A 25,346-nucleotide genomic window follows, 5' to 3' on the forward strand; every position below is an offset into this window, starting at 1 on the left:
GATGCATGACTGCACAACCGTTGACTGACGTCGAAATCGCTCAAGCACACGAACTCGAACCCATCACCGACATTGCCGCCCGGGCCGGCGTGGATGAGGATGCGCTCATCCCGTACGGCAAGTACATGGCCAAGGTGGACATCAACAAAACCCCGAAGGGCAAGCCGGGCAAGCTCGTCCTGGTGACCGGTGTGTCCCCAACCCCGGCTGGTGAGGGCAAGTCCACCATGCTGATCGGTTTGACCGATGCATTGGCAAAGCTTGGCCACAAGGCGATGGTGGCGCTTCGCGAGCCTTCGCTCGGCCCGGTCATGGGCGTCAAGGGTGGTGCAGCAGGTGGCGGCTACTCCCAGGTCGTTCCGATGGAGCAGATCAACCTGCACTTCACCGGCGACTTCCACGCCATCACCAGCGCCAACAACACCCTGGCTGCGCTGATCGACAACCACATCCATCAGGGCAATGAGCTCAACATCGACCCGCGTCGCGTGACCTGGCAGCGTTGCGTGGACGTGAACGACCGCGTGCTGCGCAACGTCATTACCGGCCTCGGAGGCCCGACCTCGGGCGTTCCGGCAGAGACCGGCTTCACCATCACGGCTGCGTCCGAGATTATGGCGATCCTTGGCCTGGCCACGGACCTGGAGGATCTGAAGCGTCGCCTCGCGGCGATCACCATCGGTCTGACGTACGACGGCAAGCCGGTCACTGCCGGTGAGATCGGGGCACAGGGCGCGATGGCCGCTCTGCTCAAGGACGCTGTGAACCCGAACCTGGTGCAGACGCTCGGCGGCACTCCGGCGTTTATCCACGGCGGACCGTTTGCCAATATCGCACACGGCTGCAACACGCTCATCGCAACCCGCACGGCACTCGACTACGCCGACATCGTGCTCACCGAGGCCGGCTTTGGTTCTGACCTGGGTGCGGAGAAGTTCTTCGACATCAAGGCACGCTACGGTGATCTGGATGTCGCAGGTGCGGTGATCGTCGCTACGATCCGCTCGATCAAGCACCACGCTGGCATTGCGAAGGAAGACCTTAAGGCTGAAAACGTCGATGCGCTGGCAGAGGGCATCGTGAACCTGGAGCGCCACGTGGAAAACGTGCGCAAGTTCGGCGTCACCCCGGTGGTTGCGCTCAACCGCTTTGTCACCGATACCGACGCCGAGCTCGATTTCGTGCGTAACTGGGCAGAGTCCAAGGGCATTGCGCTTGCCGACGCCAACGTGTGGGCCGAAGGCGGCGCCGGCGCCACCGAGCTCGCTGAAACCCTGCTGGCGAACCTCACTGAGAGCGAATCGCACCCGTTGTACGACCCGGCTGAGGGCGTGGAGAAGTCCATCGAAACCATCGCCAAGGAGATCTACCGCGCAGGCGAGGTGCAGTACTCCGCTGCAGCTCTGAAGGACCTGAAGACGTTGAAGGACAACGGCTTTGACACCCTGCCGGTCTGCGTGTCCAAGACGCAGTACTCCTTCTCCGACGACCCGACGGAACTTGGCGCGCCAGAGGGCCACACCCTGCACGTGCGCAACCTCATCCCGCGCACTGGCGCAGGCTTCGTCCTCGCGCTGACCGGTGATGTGATGACCATGCCTGGCCTGCCGAAGAAGCCGGCTGCCAACAACATCGACGTCGACGAGAACGGCGTAGTCAGCGGACTGTTCTAGTCCTTCTCTGGGGCCGGCTCTTCCTCTGCGCGGGAGCCGGGCCAACCGGGATACTCGGGTGGTGTGCCACCAAACGCTGGACACAGCGACTGGAAGGCGCACCACCCGCAAAGCTTCGACTGCTGCGGGCGGAACGAGCCAGCTTTGCCGTCGGCCTCGATATTCCACCACAACTCCGCGAGGTCGCGCTCGAAGTACTCCAGCTCCTCGCGCGAAGGCGTGAGGATCATTGAGTCCATCACCTTGAGGTACATCAGTTTCAGCTGGGTCGGAACGACGCCGAACAGGCGCCAATAGACCAGCGCGTAGAAGCGCATCTGAAACTGCGCGTCCTGGGAGTAGCGGGGTAGTGGCTTCTTGCCGGTCTTATAGTCGACAACACGTACCTCGCCGGTCTGCGCAATGTCCACTCGGTCGATGAAGCCGCGCACAGGAACCCCGTTGGGCAGTGTGAAATCGACCGGCATTTCTTGTGCGTGCGCGTCGAAGCCGAGCGGGTTTTCCATGGTGAAGTAGCCACGCAGGAGCGTGCGGGCATCCACGAGCAGCTGGTAGTCGTCTTCGACGGGTTCGGCGCAGGTGGGGTCGTCGATACGCATCTGCTCCCACGTCGGCTTGAGCCGCTTCACGGCGGCGGGGTAGGTGCGCTCCTCCCTGGGCCAGGAAAACATCTCCTCCAGGACGGCGTGCACCAGGGTGCCTTTCACCTGCGCTTCCGTGGATGGTTCCGGCAAGCGGTCGATCGCGCGGAACCGATACTGCAGCGGGCAGCGCTTGTAATCGGATGCGCGGGAGGGGGACAGGGCGAGTGGTCGTGGCGTATTGCTGGGAGTCATGGTGCCCAACATCTTAGAGTGGGGGTATGACACAGCCGTTCATCGATTTCATCAGCCAGAGTCCATCCGCCTATCACGCAGCGGAAAACGTCGCCAAAAGCCTCGAGGCAGCAGGGTTTACTCGTCGAGCATTGCTTGACGACGACGCCACCCGCCCCGGTGGCCACCTCATCATCAACGATGGCGCCGTCATTGCGTGGTGGGTCCCGGAAAACCCCAACCCGCGGTTCCGTGTTGTCGGCTCGCACACGGACTCGCCTGGGTTGATGGCCAAGCCCGATCCGGATGTCGTGCGCGAAGGGTTCCGCCAGGTTGCCACCGAGGTCTACGGCGGACCGATCCTGGCGAGCTGGTTTGATCGCGACCTCACCTTCGCAGGACGAGTGGTGACCACCGACCGTAAGGAACACCTCGTGAACACGGGTGCGGTTGCGCGCGTTCCCAACCTGGCTATCCACCTCTACCGGGGTGACATGCCGGAGATCGACCGCCAGGTGCATACCCAGCCGATCCTGGGGGTTGACCGTCCGCTGCTCGAGCTAGCGGCGGAGTCGGCGGGCCTTGCTGCAGACGACATCGTGGCGCACGAACTTATCACCGCGGACGCACAGCGGGGCGAGGTCATCGGTGATCTTCTGGCCGCTGGTCGCCTGGATAACCTGACCAGTGTGTGGGCGTCGCTCGAGGCGATGCTCGCAGCCAAGGACAATGCCCAGGACATTCTGGTGCTTGCCGCGTTTAACCACGAGGAGGTGGGCTCTGCATCCACCGCCGGAGCCGGTGGCCCGATGCTAGAGCGCGTCCTGACCAAGGTGGCGGCAGCATTCGGCGAACCGTCTGAGATTATCGCGAACTCCATCCAGGTTTCCGCCGACGCGGCGCACGCGGTGCACCCGAACTATCCGGGCAAGCACGATCCGACGCACCATCCGTTGATCAACAAGGGCCCGGTGCTGAAGATCAACGCCAACCAGCGCTACGCATCCAATGCAGCGACGGAAGCCGAGTGGATCCTGGCGTGCCGCGCTGCCGGCGTGCCGCACCAAACCTTTGTGGGCAATAACGCTGTGCCGTGCGGGTCGACGATTGGCCCGATTTCCTCGACGCGTCTGGGCCTTCCGACGGTCGATGTGGGTGTGCCGCTTTTGTCCATGCACTCCGCGCGCGAGCTGTGCGGAGTGGACGACATGGATTACTTCGTGCGCGCACTGTCGGCTTTTTACACCGGCGCACAGTAGGGCATACTTACCGGCATGTATTCGGGACCGTTCCAGCCAGGCGACAAGGTGCAGCTCACTGACGCGAAGCGCCGCCACTTCACCATCGAGCTCAAGGAGGGTGGCCAGTTCCACTCCCACAAGGGCATCGTCAGTCACGATGACATCATCGGTGCCGACGAGGGCACGGTGGTCAAGTCCACGCTGGGTTCGGACTACCTCTGCTTCCGCCACCTCCTGGTGGATCACGTCCTGTCCATGCCGCGCGGCGCTGCGGTGATCTACCCGAAGGATGCGGCCCAGATCCTCGTTGAGGGCGACATCTTCATGGGCGCACGCGTGCTGGAGGCGGGTGCCGGCTCCGGCGCGCTGACCATGTCGCTGCTGCGCGCGGTCGGACCCGAGGGGCACGTGTACTCCTACGAGATTCGCGACGACCACCTGGCGTTCGCCAAAGACAACGTCGCTGAATACTTCGGCGGCGAACCAGAATGGTGGACGCCGCGCCTCGGCGACTTCGGCGAGGTCACCCCGGAAGACCTCGACGGCCAGGTGGATCGCGTCATCTTGGACATGGTCGAGCCCTGGCACTTCATCGACACCGTGAAGAACGTGCTCATCCCAGGTGGTGTGTTCATGACGTACGTGGCCACCGTGCCACAGCTGATGAACATTATGGAGGCTATCCGCGAGGCGAAGTGCTTCACTGAGCCGCGCGCCTGGGAGACCCTGCTGCGCGAGTGGAAGGTCGACGGCCTGGCCACCCGCCCGGAGCACCGCATGAACGCACACACCGCGTTTCTGGTCTGGACCCGTAGGCTCGCTGATGGTGTGACGCCGCCGCGTCCGCAGCGTAAGGCTCGTCGATAAGCACTTGCGTCTTAGCGGCGATAGGTAGGCTCGGATCCATGGTTGGACACATTGAAGACGATGCTTTCGGGCCGGAATTGCGCAACCTCAAGCGCGAGAATCAAGATTTGGGGGCGCGCAACAAGCGGCTTGCGGAGTTGCTGAAGTCCAGCCGCGACAAGCTCAATGACCTCTACGTCAAGGTCGAGGAGCTCGGCGAGCCCGCGTCCACCTACGGCATCTACCTCGCCCCGGGTACTCGCGATGGGGAAGCGGAGGTACACACGTCCGGTCGGCGGATGCGTCTGAAAATCTCGCCTTTGGTCGAGCCGCAAGCCCTTGTACCGGGCACGCTTGTGCGCCTCGGCGAGGGGACCGTTGTGGTGGAAGCCTGCGGGTTTACCCCAACTGGGCAGATCGCCACCATGGTGGAACGCATCGGCACAGATCGCGCCGTGGTCGCCGATCAGCAGGGCGCGGAGTCGCTGGTCATGCTCGCCGAACCGCTCCTCAAAACCACGCGTGCAGGCGATACGGTGCTGGTGAACTCATCCGCTGGTTACGCGTTTGAGCGCATCCAGAAAACCGAGGTCAACCAACTCTCGCTCGAAGAGGTCCCGGATGTGACCTACGAAGATATCGGCGGGCTGTCCTCCCAGATTGAGACGATCCAGGACTCCGTCGAGCTGCCGTTTTCCCACCCCGAGCTTTACGCCGCGTACGACCTCACCCCGCCGAAGGGCTTGTTGCTGTACGGCCCTCCGGGTTGCGGCAAGACGCTGATTGCAAAGGCTGTGGCGAACTCGTTGTCGCAGCGTATTGGCGACGGGGGACAGGCGCACTTCATCAACGTCAAAGGCCCCGAGCTGCTGAACAAGTTCGTCGGCGAGACCGAGCGTCGCATTCGCCTTATCTTCGAGCGCGCTCGCGAGCTCGCTTCTGAGGGCAACCCCGTCATCGTCTTCTTCGACGAGATGGAATCGATCTTCCGCACCCGCGGTTCCGGTGTTTCTTCCGACATGGAGACCACCGTGGTGCCGCAGCTGCTGACTGAGATCGACGGCGTGGAGGACATCGCGAACGTCATCGTCATCGGCGCGACCAACCGCGAGGAACTCATCGACCCCGCAATCCTGCGCCCGGGTCGCCTCGACATCAAGGTCCGCGTGTCGCGACCGAACAAGGAGGAAGCCAAGGACATCCTTGCGCGCTACCTCACTGACGAGATCCCACTCGCGGCTCCTCGCAAAGAACTTATCGACGCAGCCGCTGCCGCTCTGTTCGCCCCGCGCCCCTTCGTGCGCCTCGAACTTGTCGACGGCACCGCCGAGGTACTGCACTACTCCGACTTCGTCTCTGGCGCTTTGATTGCCAACGTGGTGGATCGCGCGAAGAAGCTTGCGATCAAGGACCACCTCTCAGGTGTATCTACCGCGGGTGTCACCGCTGATCACCTGCGCGAAGCAGTACGCGACGAGCAAGACGAAAGTGAAGACATGCCGAACACCGCGAACCCAGACGAGTGGGCGCGTATTACTGGCCGTCACGGCAAGCGAGTCGTCGCCGCCGAGGTCATCGGGTAGTAGAGGAGTCTATTCCCCGTAGTGGTAGCGACAAGCCGCAATTCGGATCTCGGTTTCGGTCATTTTGTACACGAGTCGGTGCTCGCTGGTAATCCTCCGGGACCAATAGCCACTGAGCTCATGTTTGAGCGGTTCAGGCTTGCCGATGCCTTGATTGCCGTTGCGTTGAATATCGCGGATGAGCATGTTGATGCGTTTGAGCACACGCTTGTCCGTGGTTTGCCATTCGACATACTCGGCCCAGGCATCTTCGTCCCAAGACAGAATCATCTATCTTCCTCGATGAGCTCATTCTGAACCGACGTTCCTTTTTCCAAGCGTTCGATTCGCTCCTTGAGTACGCGAGCATTCGCTGGGGATTGAAGCAAATAAGAGGTCTCCTTCATCGATTCGTATTCCGCCAGCGAGACAATGACAACCGGATCGTGGCCGGAACGGGTGATGACGACCTCCTCGCAATCGTCAACAACTGTGTTCAGAACCTCCGCATAGTTTGCACGAGATTCCGAGTAAGACATGACTTTCATCATTTGCCTCCAATAACCCCGATAAGTACAACTTCCTGTACAACTCTATTCATTATTGAACGGGCGTGTCAATGAGATCACACAATCCGTGTGACGATCTCAACGGCGAGGTCGAAGTCAGTTGCACTCAAGTGGGCAAAGCTCAACACCAGCCCGTCGCCGCTGTTGGTCCACAGTGCAGATTCGTGACCAGACTCGATACCTGCCTCGAGCAGGCGTTGTTCAAACTCATCCCGTTCGTTTCGTGTGTCAAAACGCACCGTGAGGTCTGCGCCATCGCCGGGCGCGAGTTCGGCACCGTTGATTAACGGAACCAGTCGCTCGTTGAGTACTTTGCGTCGCTGTGCCAGCCCACGATGCACGGCGCGAGATGAGCGGCGAGCGACGCCGTCGTTAAGCAAGTATGCGATGGCACGCTGGGTGACCGAAGAAACTGGCATGCCGAGGACGCTGCGTACCTCGCGCAGCACTTCTGCGGTTGCTGGTGAGGCGACGACGTAGCCGGCCGCGAGTTCCCGGGAGAGCAGCGTGGAAAACGTGCCGAGGGTGAGCACGTCCGCGCGTGTGGCCAGCGAGGACAGCGCAGGCTGTGGGGAGATGCGGTAGCGCAGTTCGGTATTGAAGTCGTCTTCGATCACCACGGTTTCGGTGCGAGCCGCCCATTCCAGGAGCTCTACGCGGCGGGCGGCGGGCATGGCGCCGCCGAACGGGTAGAGGTGGGAGGGGGTTACCAGCAGAGCGTCCAGAGTGTCAGGGAGTTCGCTGACCACAATGCCCTCGTGGTCGGTTGAGCATTCCACGACCTCGTGGCCGCCGAGCGGGATCACTCGCCTCAGGCCTGGGTGTCCGGGGTCCTCCACGCCGACGCGCAGTGCGGCACCTAGCGCGTAGAGGATGCACATCAGCCCTTCGCGTGAGCCGCCGGTGACCACGATCTGATCCGGAGAAACGTGCATGCTGCGTGCAAGACGGAGGTGTTCAGCCACCGCGTGGCGTAGCTCTGGTTCCCCGGACTTATCCATGGAGTTATCGGGTTCTGCGGCGGCCTCGCGCCACGCTTTGCGCCAAGTGACGGGGCGGATGGTGCCGGCGTTGCCGGGAGAAGGCTTCAGGGAGATCTGGGCCTTCGGTGTCATGCGGGGCGGCGCGTCGGTGGTGCGTTCAGGCATCCGTGCGGCGACGGTGAGGTCTGGGTGGATCCGCGTGGGCGCTCCCTGGCTGGTCAGCAGGTAGCCCTCACCCTCGAGCTGGTCGTATGCAGTGACCACACTGCCTCGCGATACCCCAAGTTGCTCGGCGAGAACACGGGTGGACGGGATTGCGTCGTTAGGCGAAAGCGCGCCGGTGGCAACAGCGTCGCGGATCCCTGCCGCGATTTGAGCAGGAATGGGCGTGGGATAGTCGCGTGAGACGTCGAGAAGCATCAACTGGTCCAAAGAATCTAAATATAACTGGCTCTTGGAATCTACCAGTTGGAGGTGCAGACTAAGCGGTATGTCTGATGTAGAACAGTTGAACCAGAAGTTCCTCGGCGGCGTGATTATGGACGTCGTCACCCCAGAACAGGCGAAGATCGCCGAAGACGCCGGCGCGGTCGCTGTGATGGCCCTCGAGCGCGTCCCCGCGGATATCCGCGCCCAGGGCGGCGTGGCCCGCATGTCGGATCCGGATCTGATCGAAGGCATCATCAACACCGTCGATATCCCGGTCATGGCCAAGGCCCGCATCGGCCACACGGTGGAGGCGAAGATCCTCGAGCACCTGGGCGTGGACTATATCGACGAGTCCGAGGTGCTCAGCCCGGCGGACTACGTCAACCACATTGACAAGCGTGGCTTTTCCGTGCCGTTCGTCTGTGGCGCGACCAACCTCGGCGAGGCACTGCGCCGCATCAACGAAGGTGCATCCATGATCCGCTCCAAGGGTGAAGCTGGCACGGGTGACGTGTCCGAGGCCACCAAGCACATCCGCAAGATCACCAGCGAGATCGCTGGCCTCCAGGCTATTTGGGAGAACAACCGCGACGAGCTCTACGTGGCCGCCAAGGAGCTGCAGGCTCCGTACGACCTTGTAGCGTGGGTTGCCGAGAACGGCAAGCTGCCAGTGCCATTGCTTGTCGCTGGTGGCGTGTCCACCCCGGCTGATGCGGCCTTCATGATGGAACTCGGCGCGGACGGTGTGTTTGTCGGCTCCGGCATCTTCAAGTCCGGCAACCCTGAGGCCCGCGCAAAGGCTGTGGTGAAGGCGACGCAGAACTGGAACGACATCGCGGTAGTCACCGAGGTGTCCCGTGGCCTGGGCGAGGCGATGGTGGGCATCAACGTCTCCGACCTCCCGGCACCGCACCGCCTGGCTGAGCGCGGCTGGTGACGCATTTATTCGTGCATCGACTAACCGGTTGAGAATGGCCATAGTTGTACGACCCTAAGTTCTCTGCGACTCGAACCTGTCAAACACATCGCCCCCAGGTCATGCGTGATACTTGGGGGTGAAGACTATTTCCTCATAACCACTCGAATTGGGCGGTCGAATCTATGTGTCTCTTCGAATTGCGAAAGCACTAGCACCGGCAGTGCGGAACTGCACCAGAAAACTCGCAATCAGTACTAGCCCTGTAGTGCATAGGTGCTCCGGAGAGAACCACGGTCCAGCATCTAGAAGTACCGCAAAAGGCCATGGGGTGAAGTTGGTAAAGAAAACCAAAGGCGTATTACAAAGCGCCCACAGGATAATGGTGGCGAGTGTCCCCAGTGATTTTCCCCACTGCGTGATCAGTATTGCACCTGCCGCAAATATCAACACACTGTTGTTGATAATCAGTTCGCTCTCTGGACTGACGGCGGGATCGGTCCCCGGCTCAAGATGATAAGCAACATTGCTCTGGATCGAGGCGAAATAGGCGACAATCACGACGACCATCGCACCAAAGGTTTGTCTAAATACTGATAACCACTGAGCCCGTCGTCTCCGCAGATCAATGTGAGGCATCGAAGGTGTTACAAGCACAACCGTGGTCAAAGCGAAAAGAAGCGAAACTAGCTCAACAGCTGTAATGCCAAAGGTCTCAGTGGGACTACCTCCGACCTCAAACGTTATCCCACGAACTAAACGAATCATTACTCCGCAAAATGCCCCCAAAAGGCAAATGATGTGCCACGGGGTGGACAAGAGAATACTACGGATCGGCATCGGGCTACCTCTGAGTAACTAAACGATGGTCAATGGTTGACCTAGGACTCCTCCGTCAACATTTCCCATGTAGCTTGACAAGACACAATTGCTCTCCAGTTCTTCGCTATGTTTTTGTCAACCACGCTGTGGTCAAGGGAAGATAGCACGTCCTCCGGTGCTGGATCCGTCTCACCGCTCTCGGAAATGCTTTTGTAGAAAGCACCATTTTTCTCAACGCTCTTGGAATAAACACCAGTGCGCTTAGTGATATAGACCCCAACTCGGTCGATCACAAAGGCTCCTTCGGACGTCGGATCTGTACACGATTCGATTCCGAGCTCATCGAGAAGAAGCCCACTGATGTCTAGGCGCCGATCCTCGCCGGCGGTCGTAAAGTTTTGGTAACCGTGGTCCCCGGACTTGATCCGGTAAGCCGAATTGCTGGCGAGTTTCCTCGGTCTTACGCCGTCCGGTAAATATTCTTCGAGGGCGGAGATATCACGAGTCATTTGCTCAAGCCCGGGCTCATCGGCCGAATCCACACATATCTCTGACCCGCCCGACGAGAATGCGCAAGAGTCTCGATCGACGATCGCGACGGGACCTGCAGCTGCCTGCAACAGACCTGCAACACCGACAATCGCCGTAATAGCAATTACTCCGCTAAGACTAATGTTTTTCGAAGCACCAGCAGCCAACAAAAGAAGTCCACCAGCTACCAGTGCGAGGCAAACGCTTACACCCAAGGCAACTACCAGGTTTCGAGGCTCAGTGAGATCAGTCGGATCAACCGCCTGCAAAACAATTGGAGCGACTGCCCAAGTTTTGGCACTGTTAGCACCGAACGCGACAACAAAGTAGGTGACAATAACTGCAATCAATGGCGAGACAGCGGGATGAAACTTGCGAAAGGCAAGCGCAACGAAAGCGGACAGCGCAGCAACCGTGGAGAGAAAAACAGTGCTGACAGCGACTACCAGCAGAATCCAGACGGATCCATCTGCACTTTTAGCGATAGCATCGGTAAAAGCAGGAATAGCCCCAAGTGATATTGACGCGGCTGTAATTAATGCTGGGGCGAGGGTCAAGAATAGAACCTGCAGTTTTAGCGGGTATCGGCCAAGTGAGTTGGCAGTTCCCACGCGAGGAGAAGCTAACGCTGCCACGTTGTAGGAGACGATGACTGCTAGTCCAAAGCAGGATAAAGCAGTTGCATCTCGAAATGCCTCAGCGATATCCGCAGTTCGCGGATACGCAAATTGCATTTGTTTAGAGGTCACCCAAAAGGAAACCCCAACACCGAATACCACCTGAAGGACACCGAGCACCATGAGCACTGGTGAGCCAAATTTTCTAGTGATCATAAGCTGAAGTCCTGAATTAATGTTTCGATGCCACGTAAGCGAGGGCGCGTTCTAGGGGATCGGTTGACACCGAGGAAAAATTGTCTGCCGAAACAGCTTTTAACCGATTCCATTCTCCCTCGTACGCGATGCGACCGTTGTGGAGCGCAACCACGTTGTCAGCCACATGCTCGAGATCATCCTGCAGATGCGTGGAGAGAATGATTGTTGCGCTATCTTTGAGACGATTTAGGAGATGTCGCACCTCAATCCTCGCCTGCGGGTCAAGACCTGCGGTAGGTTCATCCAAAAATAGAATATCGGGCGAATGGATCAGGGAAGCTGCAATTCCAACGCGCCGAGTTTGTCCTCCAGACAGGTTGCTGACTCGGGAATTCTCAATCTCTGGGAGCTCGATCATCTCCAATACTTCCGGGATTCGTCGCAAATAGGCGCGTCTATCAAGCCCTGCAACCCAGCCTGCGTATGCAAGGGCGTCACGGCATGTCATAGTCGAGGCGAAACGTACATCTTGGGGTACATAGCCAATACGACGCCGATAGTTAACTAACGCTCTTCCTGCGATCTCCGTTCCATCGACCGAAAATCCACCTCGTGTCGGCTTTTCTATGGTGCACAGGAGACGTATCAACGTAGACTTTCCACTGCCGTTGCCGCCTATCAGGACCGAGAGACCCGGCGGGAACGTTACAGACACGTCTTTGACTGCTTCCGTAGTGCCAGTGCGTGACTTGAAAGTCTTGCTTAAGGAATTGGTGCGGATCAAGGAGCTTCCTTCCTATTTATCGGCAGGCCCCGGAGTTATCTCCACGCAACGAGTTTCCTGTGCTGCTGGCCACCCGGCCGTAGTAGCTTCCAGGTCCCTTGCATGCCCCAAAAGCTCGAACTATTTGATTGTTTACGCCCCTGACAGAACCAATGAGTGGGTCCGGTGCCCGAGGAATATCCTTGCGCAGCTCTAAGAAAAATTCAGCATTGTTCGCGCAGTTTTCCCGACCGCCTTGGATGCCCAGCCAATTTGTGGACTTGTCCCAACCGACATCCCAGACAACCAAACGGCAGGTTCCCGGCGCTCCACTTTCGCGGAAATCGTACGGAACAATCTCTGAAACATCGTCAGTCATCGATGTGGTGGGCGAATCGGACCACTGAGAAGGTTCCAAGGAGACGCCACTGCTTGGCGATGCGTCTGATATGGGCGAGAGGAATGACATACCAATTGCGGTTGCTGTCAGTATGGCGAAGATTTGGCGCCTTGAAGCTTGCATGTTCGTTACTCCTAAAAAGTTCGGAGGTGAAGCACCTCCATCAGAAAATTACTGGTGTAAAAAATATAGCATGGGTTACTATTCTGCGACAATAGTGAGAATACTCACAATTTGCCCCCGGCCTGTAGTCTGTTGAAGTGATGAGTAATAACCAATTGCGCTACATGGGTACCGAGACCGAATACGGCATCACTTGCCCCGATAATCCGCTGATCAGCCCGCTAGTTACCTCCACTCACGCGGTGGTGGCGTACGCGGCGTTGCGCACAAAAGCGCGTACGCGATGGGACTATGCGGAAGAAGCCCCGCTGAAGGACGCCCGTGGGTTCGATCTGCAGCGCTACCGCAGTGTGCCGGTGGTGGACGCGAATGCGATCGGGGTGGCGAACGTTGTCGTCGCTAATGGTGCGCGTTATTACGTTGACCACGGCCACCCCGAGTACTCAAGCCCAGAATGCTCGAACGCTTTGGACACCATGATTTATGACGCAGCCGGCGATCACATTCTTAATGACGCCGCCGCTGACATCCGCCACCTGTGGGAAGAGCAGGTCTCCGTCCTGGCTAATCACGATCCGTGTCCGCCGCTGAAGTTCTACAAGAACAATGTCGACGGCAAGGGTCGCTCCTACGGCAGTCACGAAAACTACCTGTACTCGCGCCACACCAATTTTGAGCGGCTCACGCAGGCGTTGATTCCATTCTTCGTCACTCGCCAGGTGATCATTGGCGCCGGGCGTGTCGGTATCGGCCAGGCATCGGAGAAGCCTGGTTTCCAGATCTCGCAACGCGCCGACTACTTCGAGCAGGAAATCTCGCTCGAGACGACACTCAACCGCGGCATTGTGAACACGCGCGACGAGCCACATGCACCGGAGGAGGACTTCCGTCGCCTCCACGTCATCGTGGGCGATGCGAATATGAGTCAGTACTCGAACTTCCTCAAACTCGGTATGACGAAGTTGGTGCTCGACGCCATTGAGCAGGACGTGGACTTTTCGGATCTGCGACTGAAGGACCCCGTCGCGGAGATCCATGCGGTTAGCCACGATCCGGCACTGACGCACGAGCTTTCGCTTGTCGACGACACCACGCGCACCGCAATCTCCATCTTGCGGATCTACCGTGAGCGGTGTGCAGGCCTTGAGGGGCTTGGGGTCGTCGATAAGCAAGTGCTCGAAATGTGGGGCGAGATTCTCGATGACTTGGAGCGCGATCCGCTATCGACGGCCGACCGGCTGGACTGGACCGCAAAGTGGTCGCTGATCCAGCGTTTCGAGCAGCGCGGCGCGACGATGGCGAAACTGCAGGCGATTGACCTGCAGTACTCGGACATTGACCCGTCGCAGTCGCTGTATCACGCGCTTGTCCGCAAGGGTGCTATGCGCACGCTGGTTGATGCGGAAACGATCAAACGCGCCGCTGCAGAACCACCGCGCGATACCCGTGCGTACTTCCGCGGCACTGCCGGCCAAAAATTCGGCGAAAACCTGGTCGCCTCCAGCTGGCAATCCATGCTGTTTTCTGTCGACGAGCAGCTCTACCGGGTCCCGCTCGACCTGATCGGGGAGCACACCGCGGCGGACACCGAAGAACTGATCGCCCAATCCAACACGGTGTCCGAATTGCTGGCCGGACTGGGCTTGAAAACGAATAGGTAAAGGTAGGCTGATAGCCATGGCTACGCAACAGATGCACGCCGCAGGTGGTGGCGGTGAAGATAACGGTGACAACTTCGACGCATCGCAAGGCGCCGGGCAAGCTCAAATCAACACGACCGGTACGGATGATCTGCTCGACGAGATCGACGCGCTGCTGGACACCAACGCGGAGGAGTTTGTGAAGTCCTTCGTGCAAAAGGGCGGTCAGTAAACGCAATGGTGGCTGGGTACCCACGGCGCATCATGGGCGTCGAAACAGAATTCGGCGTGGCTGCCTATGACGGTGCCCGCCAAGTGCTCACCCCGGAAGAGATCGCCAGGTACCTCTTCCGCCCGGTAGTAGCGCAGCACCGCAGTTCCAACGTGTATGTGGACAACGCTGCGCGTCTTTACCTCGATGTCGGCTCGCACCCGGAGTACGCGACAGCGGAGTGCGACTCGCTGTCCCAGCTCCTCGCGCACGATAAGGCGGGCGAGTGGATCTATGCGGATCTTGCAGAAACGGCCGACAAGGCGCTTGCAGCAGATGGTCTCGGTGGGTCGACCTATTTGTTTAAGAACAACGTGGACTCCCGTGGCAACTCCTATGGCGCACACGAGAACTACCTGGTCAGCCGCGAACTCGCGCTGAAGTCCTTCGGTCAGCAACTGCTGCCGTTTCTAATCACACGCCAGCTCATCTGCGGCGCCGGCAAGATCGCAGGCGACACATTCGTCATCTCGCAGCGCGCCGACCAGGTATGGGAGGGTGTGTCCTCTGCGACGACGCGCACCCGCCCGATCATCAACACCCGCGACGAACCGCATGGGGATTCGCACCGTTTCCGTCGCATGCACGTCATCGTCGGCGATTCCAACATGTCCGAGCCCACCTTTGCACTGAAGGTTGGCTCGATGCTGCTGGTCATTGAGATGCTCGAGGCAGGCTTTGACCTGCCCGACATGGAGCTCACAGACCCGATTGCGCATATCCGAGACATCGCAGCGGACCCGACCGGGTCGACGCCACTCGACCTAGCTGCGGGTGGCACCGTGTCCGCTCTGGAGGTGCAGCGCACAACGCTTGAGTCTGCAAAGCGCTGGTTGGCGCAACGCCCAGACGAGGGCACGCCGAACGAGGAGATGGCCCGAGTCGTGGACCTGTGGGAGCGCACCCTCGATGCGATTGCGACACAGGATTTCTCCCAGGTAGATACAGAGATCGACTGGGTGATTAAACGCAAACTGCTTGGGCAGTTCCGCGCCAAGCTCGGTTGCGGCTGGGACCACCCAAAACTCGCCCAGATCGACCTGACCTACCACGACATCAACCGCAAGCGCGGACTGTTCTACCTGCTGGAGCGCAAAGGTCTTGCCAAGCGCTGGATTACCGACGACCAGATCGCACAGGCTGTGGCGAACCCGCCTGAAACCACACGTGCCGCCATCCGCGGGAGGTTCCTCGCGGCAGTACGTCAGGCAGATACGCCACACAACGTCGATTGGGTGCACCTGAAGGTCAACCGTCCGGAGCCGCGCACGATTGAGTTGCTCGACCCATTCGCCAACACCAGCGCCGAGGCAGATGACCTCATCGACTACGTCAACGCTCACGCGGGGGAAGGAGAGTAGCGCATGGCCGACGATTCCGACATGATCATCCGCCAGGTCGGCCTCACCTTTGCACTGCTCAACTCACCTGAAAAGCGGGACGTCGCGTGGGTACAGCGCCACGTCGACGGATACGGAGGTCGCAGCCGTGACGCTGCAGGTCATCTCATCCGCCGTGACGTCGCAGAACTGCGCCGACTCTGGGTGCCCGCCCACTTTGTAGACGGAGAAGTGTGGGTAGACAAAGACCTCTACGAACTTCCGCCGGTGGATCTCACCGCCGAGGAAGCATCCGTCGTCGGGCTAGCAGTTGATCTTTCCCAGCCGGGCTCGCTTGGCAGTTTCGCGCGTTCGGGATGGACAAAGCTCGCTGCATCGGGTGCGACGCGGAACCTTGATGCTCCGACGTTGGTGTCGGTGTCCAACGATATTTTCCAACTCCGCCCAGAGACGTTGCGCGCCATCGTTGCGTGTGTGCGCAACAAGCAGCGCATGTCCTTCGACTTCGTCCGCGCACCAGGCAAGGATCCTGAGCGTCGCGTAGTGGATCCGTGGGGCGTGGTATCGCTGAACAACCGCGCCTACTTCGTCGGCTACGACATCGACCGCGGCGCCGAGCGTGTCTTCCGCGTGAAGAAAATTTCCCAGGTGAAACGTGTCAACGCTTCAGAGCCGTTCCACGAGCAAGAAGGCGAGCTCCAAAACATTGTGGAGGCATCGCTGCGAGGTGACCTGGTCGATGCCACCGTCACCGTTACCAATGGCGCCGGTGAAGAACTCGCAATGCGCGGCAAGCGTATCGACGACACCATCACGCTCACCTCCGTCGACCGCGATTGGGTCGTTCGCGCGATTGCCAGCATCGCGGGCAACGTTATTGCGGTGGAGCCAGCTGGGGTACGGGAGGACGTCGTCAAGCTTCTGCGCTCTGTGACGGGAAAGGAGCCTCATGAGCACTGATCTGCAGCGTCAAGAGCGCGTGGTGCGTTTGCTCAACCTCGTTGCTTACGCATCCAACCACGCGGATCTGACGGTGATGGAAATCGCGCGAGACCTCGGCGCAGATCCACAGCAGGTGCGCGATGATCTCGACTTGCTGTACATGTCGGGAGTTGGCACCGGGCCGGGGGAGATGATCGAGCTTGAGCACTCTTGGAAGGGCGTGCGGATCATCGACGACCAAGGTTTGACCAAGCCGCTCCGCCTCACCCCAGTTGAGGCAAGTGCGCTGCTGGTGCTGCTCGACTCGTTAGAGACAATGCCTGGGCTTGTGGATGCCCGCGCGGTCCGCTCCGCAGCCGACAAGATCCGTACCGCGACAACCTCCAGCGGCATTGGCGATGCGGAGCACCCCACGACGTCGAGTATTGCGTCTACGGTCGCCGAGGCACTCTCTGCCAAGCAGCAACTCGAGGTGACGTATTACTCGGCAACCTCAGACACGACGAGTAAGCGCACAATTGAGCCTGCGAGCCTCTTCCACGAAGACGGCAACACGTACCTCCGCGCCGCAGATGCCGGCGAGATGAAGACGTTCAGGCTTGACCGAATCCGGGAAGCAGTGCTTCTCGACGAGCCGTCCACCGCCACAGACACCGACTTCGACAGCGCCGATCCCTTCGGCATGGCCCAGCAGGCGAAGGCTCGGCTGTTAATTCATCCGGACGCGACGTGGCTGGCGGACTACTGGGACATCGATATCGAAAGTGACGTAATTGACTCCGAAACGGGGTGGATTCCGGCCACCATGCACTACGGCAGCGGCGACTGGCTGATCCGGTTCTGCCTAGGTCAAGCCGACCGCGTACGCATCCAAGAGCCTGTGAATCTCGCCGACGAACTCGAGGCGCGCGTGAATTCTGCACTCAAAGCGTTAGACTAGGAACCCTTAACTCGTCTGTTGTTGAAAGGAATGCAATGGCAAGCATCGGTTGGGCAGAAATCCTTATCTGCCTCTTTGTCGTGCTCCTGCTGTTCGGCGCCAACAAGCTGCCGGATCTTGCACGCTCCATGGGGCGCTCCGCTCGTATCTTCAAGTCCGAGGTGAAGGAGATGAAGAACGACGAAGCGGCAGAGCAGCCCAAGCAGCAGCACCAGATTGAGTCTGCTGCTGCCCAGGAAACGCGCAGCGCCGCACAGGATGCCGATTTCTGGGAGCACCCGGAGAATCAGCCGCGCGCCTAGGTGCGTCTGATGACGAAGTTAAAGAGAAGAGGGAAGAACCCAACCGGCGAAATGTCGCTGGTTGAACACCTTCAGGAGCTTCGCCGCCGTGTGATTGTGTCGCTTATTGCGATCACCATCGGCACGGTTATCGGCTTTATTTGGTACCAGTACGCCCCTTGGCGGTTGATGCCGCTAGGTGAGATCATCCGAGGCCCATACTGCAACTTGCCGCAAGAGCTGCGGGCCTCATTCACGGCTGACGGGGAATGCCGACTGCTGGCTACAAGCCCGTTTGAGATGTTCATGCTGCGCCTGAAAGTCGGGGCGCTGGCTGGTCTCGTGCTGGCATCCCCGGTCTGGCTGACGCAGATCTGGAACTTCATCACGCCCGGTCTGCACAAGAACGAGCGTCGTTACACCATGACGTTTGTCTCTTTGGCGGTGTTCTTGTTCGTGCTCGGCGCCCTGCTGGCGTACTTCGTGCTCGACCAAGGCCTATACGTCCTGATGTCTATAGGCTCCGAGTTCCAGATCGGCGCATTAACCGGTGAGCGCTACTACAACTTCCTGCTTTCCCTCATCGTGATCTTCGGTGTCAGTTTCGAGCTGCCACTGATCATCATCATGCTCAATCTCGTCGGCGTGCTGCGCTACGAGCATGTGAAGGACAAGCGTCGATTCATCATCGTGTTGATCTTCATCTTCGCGGCCGTGATGACGCCGGGGCAGGATCCGTTCTCGATGGTGGCACTAGCGATTTCGATCAACTTGCTTGTGGAGATCGCGTTCCAGTTCTGCCGTTTCAACGACCGCAAGCGCAAGCGTGAGCGCCCAGACTGGATGGATCTTGACGACGAACAAGGCTCCGGTCCCATCGAAGCGCCGACGCCGGTTGGGGCTGCGAGCCGGATTGGGTCGTCGATAAGCATCAAGGCTGCACCGATCGAGCGACCACAACCTGTGCGCCGCACGCCAGAGTCGCCGCAGAACAGTTCGCAGCAAACCGCGCAGAAGCGGGGCTTCGAAAACGACATTGACTTTGGGGACGTACTGTAGGGGGTATGCTTTCCCCTGAGAACTCCACGCCGTTTTTGCAGGAATTCGCCGCCGCGAAGCCTTTCGATCTCGACGACTTCCAGATTGACGCCTGCAAAGCCGTCGAGGAGGACCGCGGCGTGCTGGTTTGCGCGCCGACTGGTTCAGGCAAAACCATTGTTGGCGAGTTCGCAGTCTCGCTCGCGCTGCACCGGGGGACGAAGTGTTTCTACACCACGCCGATTAAAGCCTTAAGCAACCAGAAGTACAACGACCTCGTCGCCGAGCATGGCGAGGAGGCTGTTGGTTTGCTCACCGGTGATACCAGCATCAATGGTTCGGCTGAAATCGTCGTGATGACCACTGAGGTGCTGCGCAACATGCTCTACGCCGAGTCGCCGCAGTTGGATCGACTGACCCATGTGGTGATGGATGAGATCCACTTTTTGGCCGACCGGGACCGTGGCGCCGTGTGGGAGGAGATCATCCTCAACTTGAGCGACTCGGTCAGCCTCATTGGTCTTTCGGCGACGGTGTCAAACTCCGAGGAGTTCGGCGAATGGCTCTCTACCGTCCGCGGTGACACCGAGGTGATCGTCTCTGAGCACCGCCCGATTCCGCTGAGCCAGTACATGATGGTGGGGCGCAAGATGTTCCCGTTGTTTGAACCCGGCACGGACGGGCGGGTCAACCGCTCCCTCGAGCACGCCATTGAGCGCATCGAGTCCGGCCATTCCAATGAGGGTCGCCGCGACTTCGAGGAAGGCCGTGGCTTCCGTTCGCGCTCCCGCAGCGGCCGTACCCGCGGCCAGGACAAAGTGCGTCCAGTAGGGCGCCCGGAGGTCGTCTCCGTCCTGCAGGGCCAGGACATGCTGCCCGCTATCGTGTTCATCTTCTCCCGCGCCGGCTGCGACGGCGCACTGTTCCAGTGCCTGCGTTCCCGCAAAGAACTGACGACTCCGGAGGAGCGCTCCGAAATCGAGCAGATTATCGACGACGGCGTGGAAGGCATTCCCGACGAAGACCTTGAAGTGCTCAACTTTAAACAGTTGCGCACCGCTTGGATGCGTGGCTTTGCCTCCCACCACGCAGGTCTGCTGCCAGCGTTTAAGCACATCGTCGAGCAGCTCTTTGTACGCGGTTTAGTCAAGGTGGTCTTCGCAACCGAAACGCTTGCGTTGGGCATCAACATGCCGGCGCGCACGGTCGTGCTGGAGAAGATGGTCAAGTTCAACGGCGAGGCCCATGTCGATCTGACTCCTGGCCAGTACACGCAGCTGACCGGGCGTGCGGGGCGCCGCGGCATCGACCACATCGGCAACGCCGTCGTGCAGTGGGCACCGGCGCTGGACCCCCATGCGGTTGCCGGGTTGGCCTCGACCCGCACATACCCGCTGATTTCGCAATTTCAGCCTGGCTACAACATGGCCATCAACATGCTGGCCATGAATGGGTTCGACGATTCGATTCGGCTTATCGAGCAGTCCTTCGCCCAGTTCCAAACGGACCGCTCCGTGGTGGGCGAGGTCCGTGACATTGAGCGCCTGCAGGCTAAGGTGCGGACGTTGCGCGAGAAGTTGGAGCGCGACATCTCCGCGTTCGCGCCGCCGTCCGAAGATCCCGCAGCGGAGCTTGTGGAGTACTCGCGGCTGCGTCGTGACCTCAATGATGCGGAGAAGAAGGCGCGCCGCGAAGCGATTGAGAACCGTCACACGGAGACGGTGAAAATCCTTGCCCGCCTTCAAGTCGGCGAGGTGATCGCGCTGCCAGGCAAGCGGAAGCCGGAACTGGCCGCTGTGGTGCAACCCGCGGCGAAGCAGCACGACCCGCGTCCCTGGGTGACCACAGAGCGCGGCTGGTCGGCGCGTATCGACGCCGCCTCGTTCCGCAACCCACCCATGGTCGTCGGCCGCATCAAGGTGCCACGTCACATGCAGCAACAGCCACGAAAACACGCACGCAAGGTGGCAGACATGCTGCACCGTGGCCACTTCAACGCGCCGAAGCGACTGCGTGAGAAGGCAAGGACCCGTCCGAACAAGCAGGTGCTGGCGATTCAAGAGGCGCTTCGCAACCACCCGGTTCATCACTGGCCAACCCACGACCGCGAGCTTCTTGCCCGGACCGCTGAAGACATCGTGCGCGACGAACGCAAACTTGCCTCACTTGAACGCCGGGTCGACTCGTCGACTGATTCCCTCGGCCGAACCTTTGAGCGCATCATCGGGCTGCTCACGGAGATGGACTACGTCGAACTAGTCGACGGCGAACCCAACGTCACCGACGAGGGCGAGCGTCTATCGCGTATTCACAACGTCTCAGACCTTCTGGTCGCACAGTGTCTCAAGCGCGGCATCTGGGACGAGCTAGATCCAGCGGAACTCGCCGGTGTCGCATCCATGGTGGTGTTCGAAAACCGTCGTGCGACCCAGGGTTCGCCGGAGGCGGCAACCGACGCGATGGCTGATGCGATGAACGACACCATGCGCATCTATGGAGAACTGGTGTCTGATGAGCAACGCCATAATCTTCCCGCAACACGCCTTCCGGATGCCGGGTTTAGCCTGTCCATGCATCAGTGGACCGCGGGTGCCCCCTTGGGCTACGCCCTCGCAGCTGCGGCAGAATCCGGCGCAGAACTGACACCTGGCGACTTCGTGCGCTGGTGCCGCCAAGTCATCGACCTGCTCGAGCAGATTAAGAAGACCGGCTACTCGGACCAGATTCGTGATAACGCCAACCGTGCGGTCGACGCGATCCGCCGCGGTGTGGTGGCTATCGGTAACTAGCGGGCAATAGCGACACGGTGGCGATGCGCAGGTTTCGGTTCATCGGATCCATGATGAGCGACTGCACTGCGAACACCTTGCCGTGTGCAAAGACCGGCCCGCCAGAGTCTCCTTTGATCGCCGGGGGAGAGGCGTAGACCAAGCCCGCGGGGCGGATACGCGTGGCAAACGACCGTGACGCAGAAAACGGCAGCTTGCCCAGGTAGAGACCTGGCTTTCCCTGAGGAGTTTCCGCACGTCCGCCGAAGCCAACCGTCAGCGTCGATGCGCCAATCTTCGGAGGAGCCCCAATCGCAAGCAGCGGAGCCGATGAGCGTTCGGTGAGCCTTGCCAATGCAATATCAGTACCGGGAATCGGTGCGGCGGATTTGAGGCGGTACGTGGTGTCGTCGATACGCACACGCACCTTCGATTCATCCACACCGCGAAAGAAATGCGCACACGTGAGCACCGTATCGGGCGTGATCAGCGCGCCTGAACAGTAACTACGTCCAGGCATACTGATGCGGGCGATTGATCGTGCGAGGGATTCAGACACAGCAGCGATGGTATCGATCTACCATGGCCAGCATGACGTTTGATGCAAGTGTGTACGCGAAGCGCCGACAAATGGCTGCCGACTTGGTAAAGCAACGTGGCTTGAGCGGATTGGTGATCGGGACTGGTGCAGAGTTTGCCTACCTCACCGGCTCCTGGGCGTCCTCCCACGAACGCCTCACCGCCCTCGTCATCTCCGCCGATGGCGCGCGTGTCGTCGCACCGATGACAGACCTGCTTTCGTTGGGGCTCGACGGCGCGGACGACGTCGAGGTGATCGGCTGGCGCGATGGTGAGAACCCGTACCGCCTCGTTGCTGACTCGCTTCCGGATGGCCCGGTCGGTCTCGGCTCCTCTTTAACCGCCGACCACGTGTTCGCACTCCAAGACCTGCTGCCACGTACAGATCTGGCTGCGACTGAGGTCGCGGAATTGTTCATGGTGAAAGACCCTGCAGAGCTTGAACAACTCGAGGCCGCAGGCAGGGCAATCGACCGTGTGCACGAACGTGCTGCGGAGCTGCTTCAGCCGGGCCGTACGGAACGCGAGGTCGCTGCAGAACTGAACGCGCTGATCCTCGAAGAGCACGAGACGGTAGCCTTCGTCATCGTCGGTTCGGGACCAAACGGCTCGAATCCCCACCACGACTTCTCAGACCGTGTGCTCGAGGAGGGCGACCCGGTGGTCGTAGACCTCGGCGGTGCGCTGCCATCTGGCTACCAATCGGACTGCACCCGTACTCACGTCGTGGGTGGCAGGAACAAGGCGAAGCCAGACTTCCTGGAGGCGTACGACGCGCTTCAGCGCGCATTCCAGGCGGCCTGCGACGCAGCCCGACCCGGCATTACCGCAGGTGAACTCGACGCCGTCGCACGAGGCGTACTGGAGGAGGCCGGCTACGGCGAGTGGTTTACCCACCGTCTTGGTCACGGTATCGGATTGTCGGGCCATGAGCAGCCGTTCATCATCGCAGGTAGCGACGTTATCTTGCGCGAGGGAATGGCTTTTTCCATCGAGCCGGGCATCTATAAGCCAGGTGAGTGGGGCATGCGCATCGAAGACATCGTGACGCTGACTGCTACCGGCATGAAGACCTTTAACACCACTCGCCGCGACCTGGATGCAGCGCGTGGCTAACCCCGGAACAGTGCTCCTGCTTGGTGCTCGCAGCGACATCGGCGGCGAGATCGCTGTGCGCATCTGCAGTGGTCGTGAAGTCGTACTCGCAGCGCGTGGCAGCGACGGCCTCGACGACGTGAAACGTCGTTTGCTTGCAGCGGGCGCGACTGTTGTCAGAGCCGTTAATTTTGACGCTACCGACCTCGACTCGCATCGCCGCATCGTCCGCGAGGCGGGGGAGGTCACGTCCGCCATCGTGGCCTTCGGCATTTTGGGCGATCAGGAACTGGCAGAGCGCGATGAACGCGAGGCCGCTCGCATTGCCACGGTGGACTACGTGGCACAGGTCAACATGCTCACCGTCCTTGCCGACGAAATGGCACGCGGCGAGATCTTCGCCTTTTCTTCCATCGCTGGCTGGCGGGCACGTCGCGCCAACTACGTCTACGGATCGACGAAGGCAGGCCTCGACGCGTTTTGCCAAGGACTCGCCGACAAACTCCATGGGACAGGCCTGAACCTAATCCTGGCGCGCCCGGGCTTTGTCATCGGTGCGATGACTGAGGGGATGAAGCCCGCCGTCATGTCGGTAACCCCGGATGTCGTCGCAGATGCTGTCGTTGACGCTGCGGCCAAGGGACGGAGCACGACAGTGTGGATCCCGCGTCGCCTCACTGTTTTGGCCATGATTATGCGCTTGGTTCCACGTCCAATCTGGCGTCACATGCCGAGGTAGATCATGGCGTCGTTGCTCCTTCCTCGTGTGCGTTCCCTTGTCGGGCTCGGCCTTGACTTAGTTCGTCCTGCTCAACGAACCGGGCCAGACTTCGGCCGAGCTACCTGGCTTATGGGCGTGACGCCGGGGTCCCTTCTCAAGGCCGTACGGATCCGACCGGTAGGAGCAAGCGGACTGTTGAACCCCTCAGACTCCTGGCGAATCGAATACGCCACGAGCGATACTCAAGGCCGGATCTTATCCGCGACAGGCGCAGTGTTTCGCTCTCGTACGCCGTGGACGGGGAAAGGTGATCGGCCCACGATCGCGTTTGCGCCATCAACGCAGGGCGTTGCACGGCGTTGCGACCCGTCATATTCATGCACCGTGGGCATCGGACCACGTATTAAGCCCATCGACTTGATCGCCGCGTATGAACAACCCGTAATCAACTTGTTCCTTGCAGCCGGCGCCGACGTAGTCATCACCGATTACCCACGCGACCCCGGGGACGATGTGGAGCTCTATTGCGACCACGTTGCGGCAGCACGCTCCCTCGCCGATGCCGTGCGCGCCAGCACCAATCTCGGCGTAGGAACAGCCAAACTCGGCCTGTGGGGTTTCTCCCAGGGCGGGGGAGCCGCCGCAGCGTGGCTCGAGGAACCTGAGTACGCACCCGATCTCCAACTGCTGGCAGCTGTGGTCGCAGCTCCGCCAGTGGACATGGTCAGCATGCTCCACCATGTCGATGGCGCGCTTGCCTCCGTAGTGATCCTCTACGCGGTCGCGGGTCTCATGGCCAGCGACGACGCAATTGCTGCCGAGATTGCTCCGCACTTGAGCCCAAGAGGTGTTGCGGCCATTGCGAACGGGGCGCGCACGTGTGCTTTAGGGGCAGTGTTGCATCGCCCATGGTCGCATACTCGCTCTTGGACGAGCACCGGAGTGAGCATGGCATCTCTTCTCGACGACCTCCCATTGACCAGCAGCCACCTTGATGCAACACGCCTAGGCACCAAACGCCCGCTAGGTATTCCGATTCGTCTGTGGAGTTCGCCATACGACGACCTTGTCCCGCACTCAGATGTCGCAGCCTTGGCAGAGAGTTGGGGAGTGGAGTTCCTCTCACGTACGGCCAGGCGTATCCGTGGCAGGACTGGCACAAACCACTTCGGCCCGTATTTTCTCTACGCTGCAACTGACGTGGGTTGGTTGCTCGATCGGCTCAACGGGTAGTCTCTGGCCC

The 25,346-nt window shown here is 60.1% G+C and carries 24 protein-coding genes; 16 read left to right on the plus strand and 8 right to left on the minus strand.

What is annotated here, in order from left to right; translation table 11 throughout:
• Positions 1–5: 5 nt before the first annotated feature.
• Positions 6–1,673: a formate--tetrahydrofolate ligase gene (locus HMPREF3145_RS10475; protein ID WP_070423168.1), complete on the plus strand. Its 1,668-nt coding sequence runs from the start codon at positions 6–8 to the stop codon at positions 1,671–1,673.
• Here HMPREF3145_RS10475 and HMPREF3145_RS10480 read toward each other — a convergent pair.
• Positions 1,670–2,509 (minus strand): RecB family exonuclease, encoded by an 840-nt coding sequence (locus HMPREF3145_RS10480; protein ID WP_070423250.1) that lies wholly within the window; start codon positions 2,507–2,509, stop codon positions 1,670–1,672. The two genes, HMPREF3145_RS10475 and HMPREF3145_RS10480, sit on opposite strands and share 4 nt — an antisense overlap.
• A 26-nt stretch (positions 2,510–2,535) precedes the next feature.
• Between HMPREF3145_RS10480 and HMPREF3145_RS10485 the strand changes: the two genes are divergently transcribed.
• From HMPREF3145_RS10485 to arc, 3 genes are read left to right on the plus strand one after another with little or no spacing between them, the layout of a single operon-like run.
• Positions 2,536–3,747, plus strand: coding sequence for a M18 family aminopeptidase (locus tag HMPREF3145_RS10485; protein ID WP_070423169.1), 1,212 nt, complete (start codon positions 2,536–2,538; stop codon positions 3,745–3,747).
• 15 nt (positions 3,748–3,762) lie between these two features.
• Positions 3,763–4,596 (plus strand): tRNA (adenine-N1)-methyltransferase, encoded by an 834-nt coding sequence (locus HMPREF3145_RS10490; RefSeq protein ID WP_070423170.1) that lies wholly within the window; start codon positions 3,763–3,765, stop codon positions 4,594–4,596.
• Positions 4,597–4,634: 38 nt separating this feature from the next.
• The gene (arc, locus tag HMPREF3145_RS10495; RefSeq protein ID WP_070423171.1) at positions 4,635–6,158 is read left to right on the plus strand and encodes a proteasome ATPase; all 1,524 of its coding nucleotides are present in this window, start codon (positions 4,635–4,637) and stop codon (positions 6,156–6,158) included.
• A 9-nt stretch (positions 6,159–6,167) separates the two neighbouring features.
• On the opposite strand, the gene HMPREF3145_RS10500 is transcribed toward arc, so the two are convergent.
• The 3 genes from HMPREF3145_RS10500 to HMPREF3145_RS10510 all read right to left on the minus strand — a co-directional run bounded on the left by HMPREF3145_RS10500 (position 6,168) and on the right by HMPREF3145_RS10510 (position 8,121).
• Positions 6,168–6,428 (minus strand): Txe/YoeB family addiction module toxin, encoded by a 261-nt coding sequence (locus tag HMPREF3145_RS10500; protein ID WP_070423172.1) that lies wholly within the window; start codon positions 6,426–6,428, stop codon positions 6,168–6,170.
• Complete coding sequence (locus HMPREF3145_RS10505) at positions 6,425–6,685, minus strand: type II toxin-antitoxin system Phd/YefM family antitoxin (protein WP_070423251.1); 261 nt, start codon at positions 6,683–6,685, stop codon at positions 6,425–6,427. The genes HMPREF3145_RS10500 and HMPREF3145_RS10505 overlap by 4 nt, the downstream gene beginning before the upstream one ends.
• 77 nt (positions 6,686–6,762) lie before the next feature.
• The gene (locus HMPREF3145_RS10510) at positions 6,763–8,121 is read right to left on the minus strand and encodes a MocR-like pyridoxine biosynthesis transcription factor PdxR (protein WP_245168081.1); all 1,359 of its coding nucleotides are present in this window, start codon (positions 8,119–8,121) and stop codon (positions 6,763–6,765) included.
• 58 nt (positions 8,122–8,179) lie between these two features.
• Here HMPREF3145_RS10510 and pdxS point away from each other — a divergent pair, with 58 nt between their 5' ends.
• Positions 8,180–9,055, plus strand: a complete 876-nt coding sequence (pdxS, locus tag HMPREF3145_RS10515; protein WP_070423174.1) for a pyridoxal 5'-phosphate synthase lyase subunit PdxS — start codon at positions 8,180–8,182, stop codon at positions 9,053–9,055.
• 162 nt (positions 9,056–9,217) lie between these two features.
• Here the strand turns inward: pdxS and HMPREF3145_RS10520 are convergent, their stop codons facing one another.
• The 3 genes from HMPREF3145_RS10520 to HMPREF3145_RS11540 form a co-directional block, all read right to left on the minus strand.
• Entirely contained in the window at positions 9,218–9,802 is a 585-nt protein-coding gene (locus tag HMPREF3145_RS10520; protein WP_141750679.1) for a hypothetical protein, read from the minus strand.
• Positions 9,803–9,915: 113 nt separating this feature from the next.
• On the minus strand, positions 9,916–11,220 hold the full coding sequence (locus HMPREF3145_RS10525) for a hypothetical protein (RefSeq protein ID WP_070423176.1): 1,305 nt from the start codon (positions 11,218–11,220) through the stop codon (positions 9,916–9,918).
• Between the two features lie 16 nt (positions 11,221–11,236).
• Positions 11,237–11,986 (minus strand): ABC transporter ATP-binding protein, encoded by a 750-nt coding sequence (locus HMPREF3145_RS11540; RefSeq protein WP_083279525.1) that lies wholly within the window; start codon positions 11,984–11,986, stop codon positions 11,237–11,239.
• 642 nt (positions 11,987–12,628) lie between these two features.
• On the opposite strand from HMPREF3145_RS11540, the gene dop reads away from it, so the two are divergent.
• From dop to HMPREF3145_RS10570, 8 genes are read left to right on the plus strand one after another with little or no spacing between them, the layout of a single operon-like run.
• On the plus strand, positions 12,629–14,149 hold the full coding sequence (gene dop / locus HMPREF3145_RS10535; protein ID WP_070423178.1) for a depupylase/deamidase Dop: 1,521 nt from the start codon (positions 12,629–12,631) through the stop codon (positions 14,147–14,149).
• Positions 14,150–14,165: 16 nt separating this feature from the next.
• Positions 14,166–14,360, plus strand: a complete 195-nt coding sequence (locus tag HMPREF3145_RS10540; RefSeq protein ID WP_070423179.1) for a ubiquitin-like protein Pup — start codon at positions 14,166–14,168, stop codon at positions 14,358–14,360.
• A 32-nt stretch (positions 14,361–14,392) separates the two neighbouring features.
• Complete coding sequence (gene pafA / locus HMPREF3145_RS10545; protein ID WP_371325713.1) at positions 14,393–15,760, plus strand: Pup--protein ligase; 1,368 nt, start codon at positions 14,393–14,395, stop codon at positions 15,758–15,760.
• Between the two features lie 3 nt (positions 15,761–15,763).
• A complete protein-coding gene (locus HMPREF3145_RS10550) occupies positions 15,764–16,699 on the plus strand; it encodes a helix-turn-helix transcriptional regulator (protein ID WP_070423181.1) in 936 nt (311 codons plus the stop codon).
• The gene (locus tag HMPREF3145_RS10555; protein WP_070423182.1) at positions 16,689–17,621 is read left to right on the plus strand and encodes a helix-turn-helix transcriptional regulator; all 933 of its coding nucleotides are present in this window, start codon (positions 16,689–16,691) and stop codon (positions 17,619–17,621) included. Before HMPREF3145_RS10550 ends, HMPREF3145_RS10555 begins: the two co-directional genes overlap by 11 nt.
• A gap of 35 nt (positions 17,622–17,656) precedes the next feature.
• A complete protein-coding gene (gene tatA, locus HMPREF3145_RS10560) occupies positions 17,657–17,923 on the plus strand; it encodes a Sec-independent protein translocase subunit TatA (RefSeq protein WP_070423183.1) in 267 nt (88 codons plus the stop codon).
• 9 nt (positions 17,924–17,932) lie between these two features.
• The gene (tatC, locus tag HMPREF3145_RS10565) at positions 17,933–18,961 is read left to right on the plus strand and encodes a twin-arginine translocase subunit TatC (RefSeq protein WP_246817583.1); all 1,029 of its coding nucleotides are present in this window, start codon (positions 17,933–17,935) and stop codon (positions 18,959–18,961) included.
• A gap of 5 nt (positions 18,962–18,966) precedes the next feature.
• On the plus strand, positions 18,967–21,729 hold the full coding sequence (locus tag HMPREF3145_RS10570) for a DEAD/DEAH box helicase (RefSeq protein WP_070423185.1): 2,763 nt from the start codon (positions 18,967–18,969) through the stop codon (positions 21,727–21,729).
• Here the strand turns inward: HMPREF3145_RS10570 and HMPREF3145_RS10575 are convergent.
• A complete protein-coding gene (locus HMPREF3145_RS10575; RefSeq protein ID WP_246817584.1) occupies positions 21,716–22,267 on the minus strand; it encodes a S1 family peptidase in 552 nt (183 codons plus the stop codon). The genes HMPREF3145_RS10570 and HMPREF3145_RS10575 overlap by 14 nt on opposite strands.
• Positions 22,268–22,290: 23 nt before the next feature.
• On the opposite strand from HMPREF3145_RS10575, the gene HMPREF3145_RS10580 reads away from it, so the two are divergent.
• The 3 genes from HMPREF3145_RS10580 to HMPREF3145_RS10590 all read left to right on the plus strand — a co-directional run bounded on the left by HMPREF3145_RS10580 (position 22,291) and on the right by HMPREF3145_RS10590 (position 25,336).
• Entirely contained in the window at positions 22,291–23,403 is a 1,113-nt protein-coding gene (locus tag HMPREF3145_RS10580) for a M24 family metallopeptidase (protein WP_070423187.1), read from the plus strand.
• Positions 23,396–24,121 carry an SDR family oxidoreductase gene (locus HMPREF3145_RS10585; protein WP_371325714.1) on the plus strand — a complete coding sequence of 242 codons (726 nt, stop codon included), beginning with the start codon at positions 23,396–23,398 and terminating at the stop codon, positions 24,119–24,121. The genes HMPREF3145_RS10580 and HMPREF3145_RS10585 overlap by 8 nt, the downstream gene beginning before the upstream one ends.
• Positions 24,122–24,487: 366 nt before the next feature.
• Positions 24,488–25,336 carry a lipase family protein gene (locus HMPREF3145_RS10590; protein ID WP_246817586.1) on the plus strand — a complete coding sequence of 283 codons (849 nt, stop codon included), beginning with the start codon at positions 24,488–24,490 and terminating at the stop codon, positions 25,334–25,336.
• Positions 25,337–25,346: the final 10 nt, after the last annotated feature.

Origin of the sequence: Corynebacterium sp. HMSC05C01 (assembly GCF_001807155.1) — a bacterium.
In the GTDB taxonomy this organism is placed as follows: Bacteria; Actinomycetota; Actinomycetes; order Mycobacteriales; family Mycobacteriaceae; genus Corynebacterium; species Corynebacterium coyleae.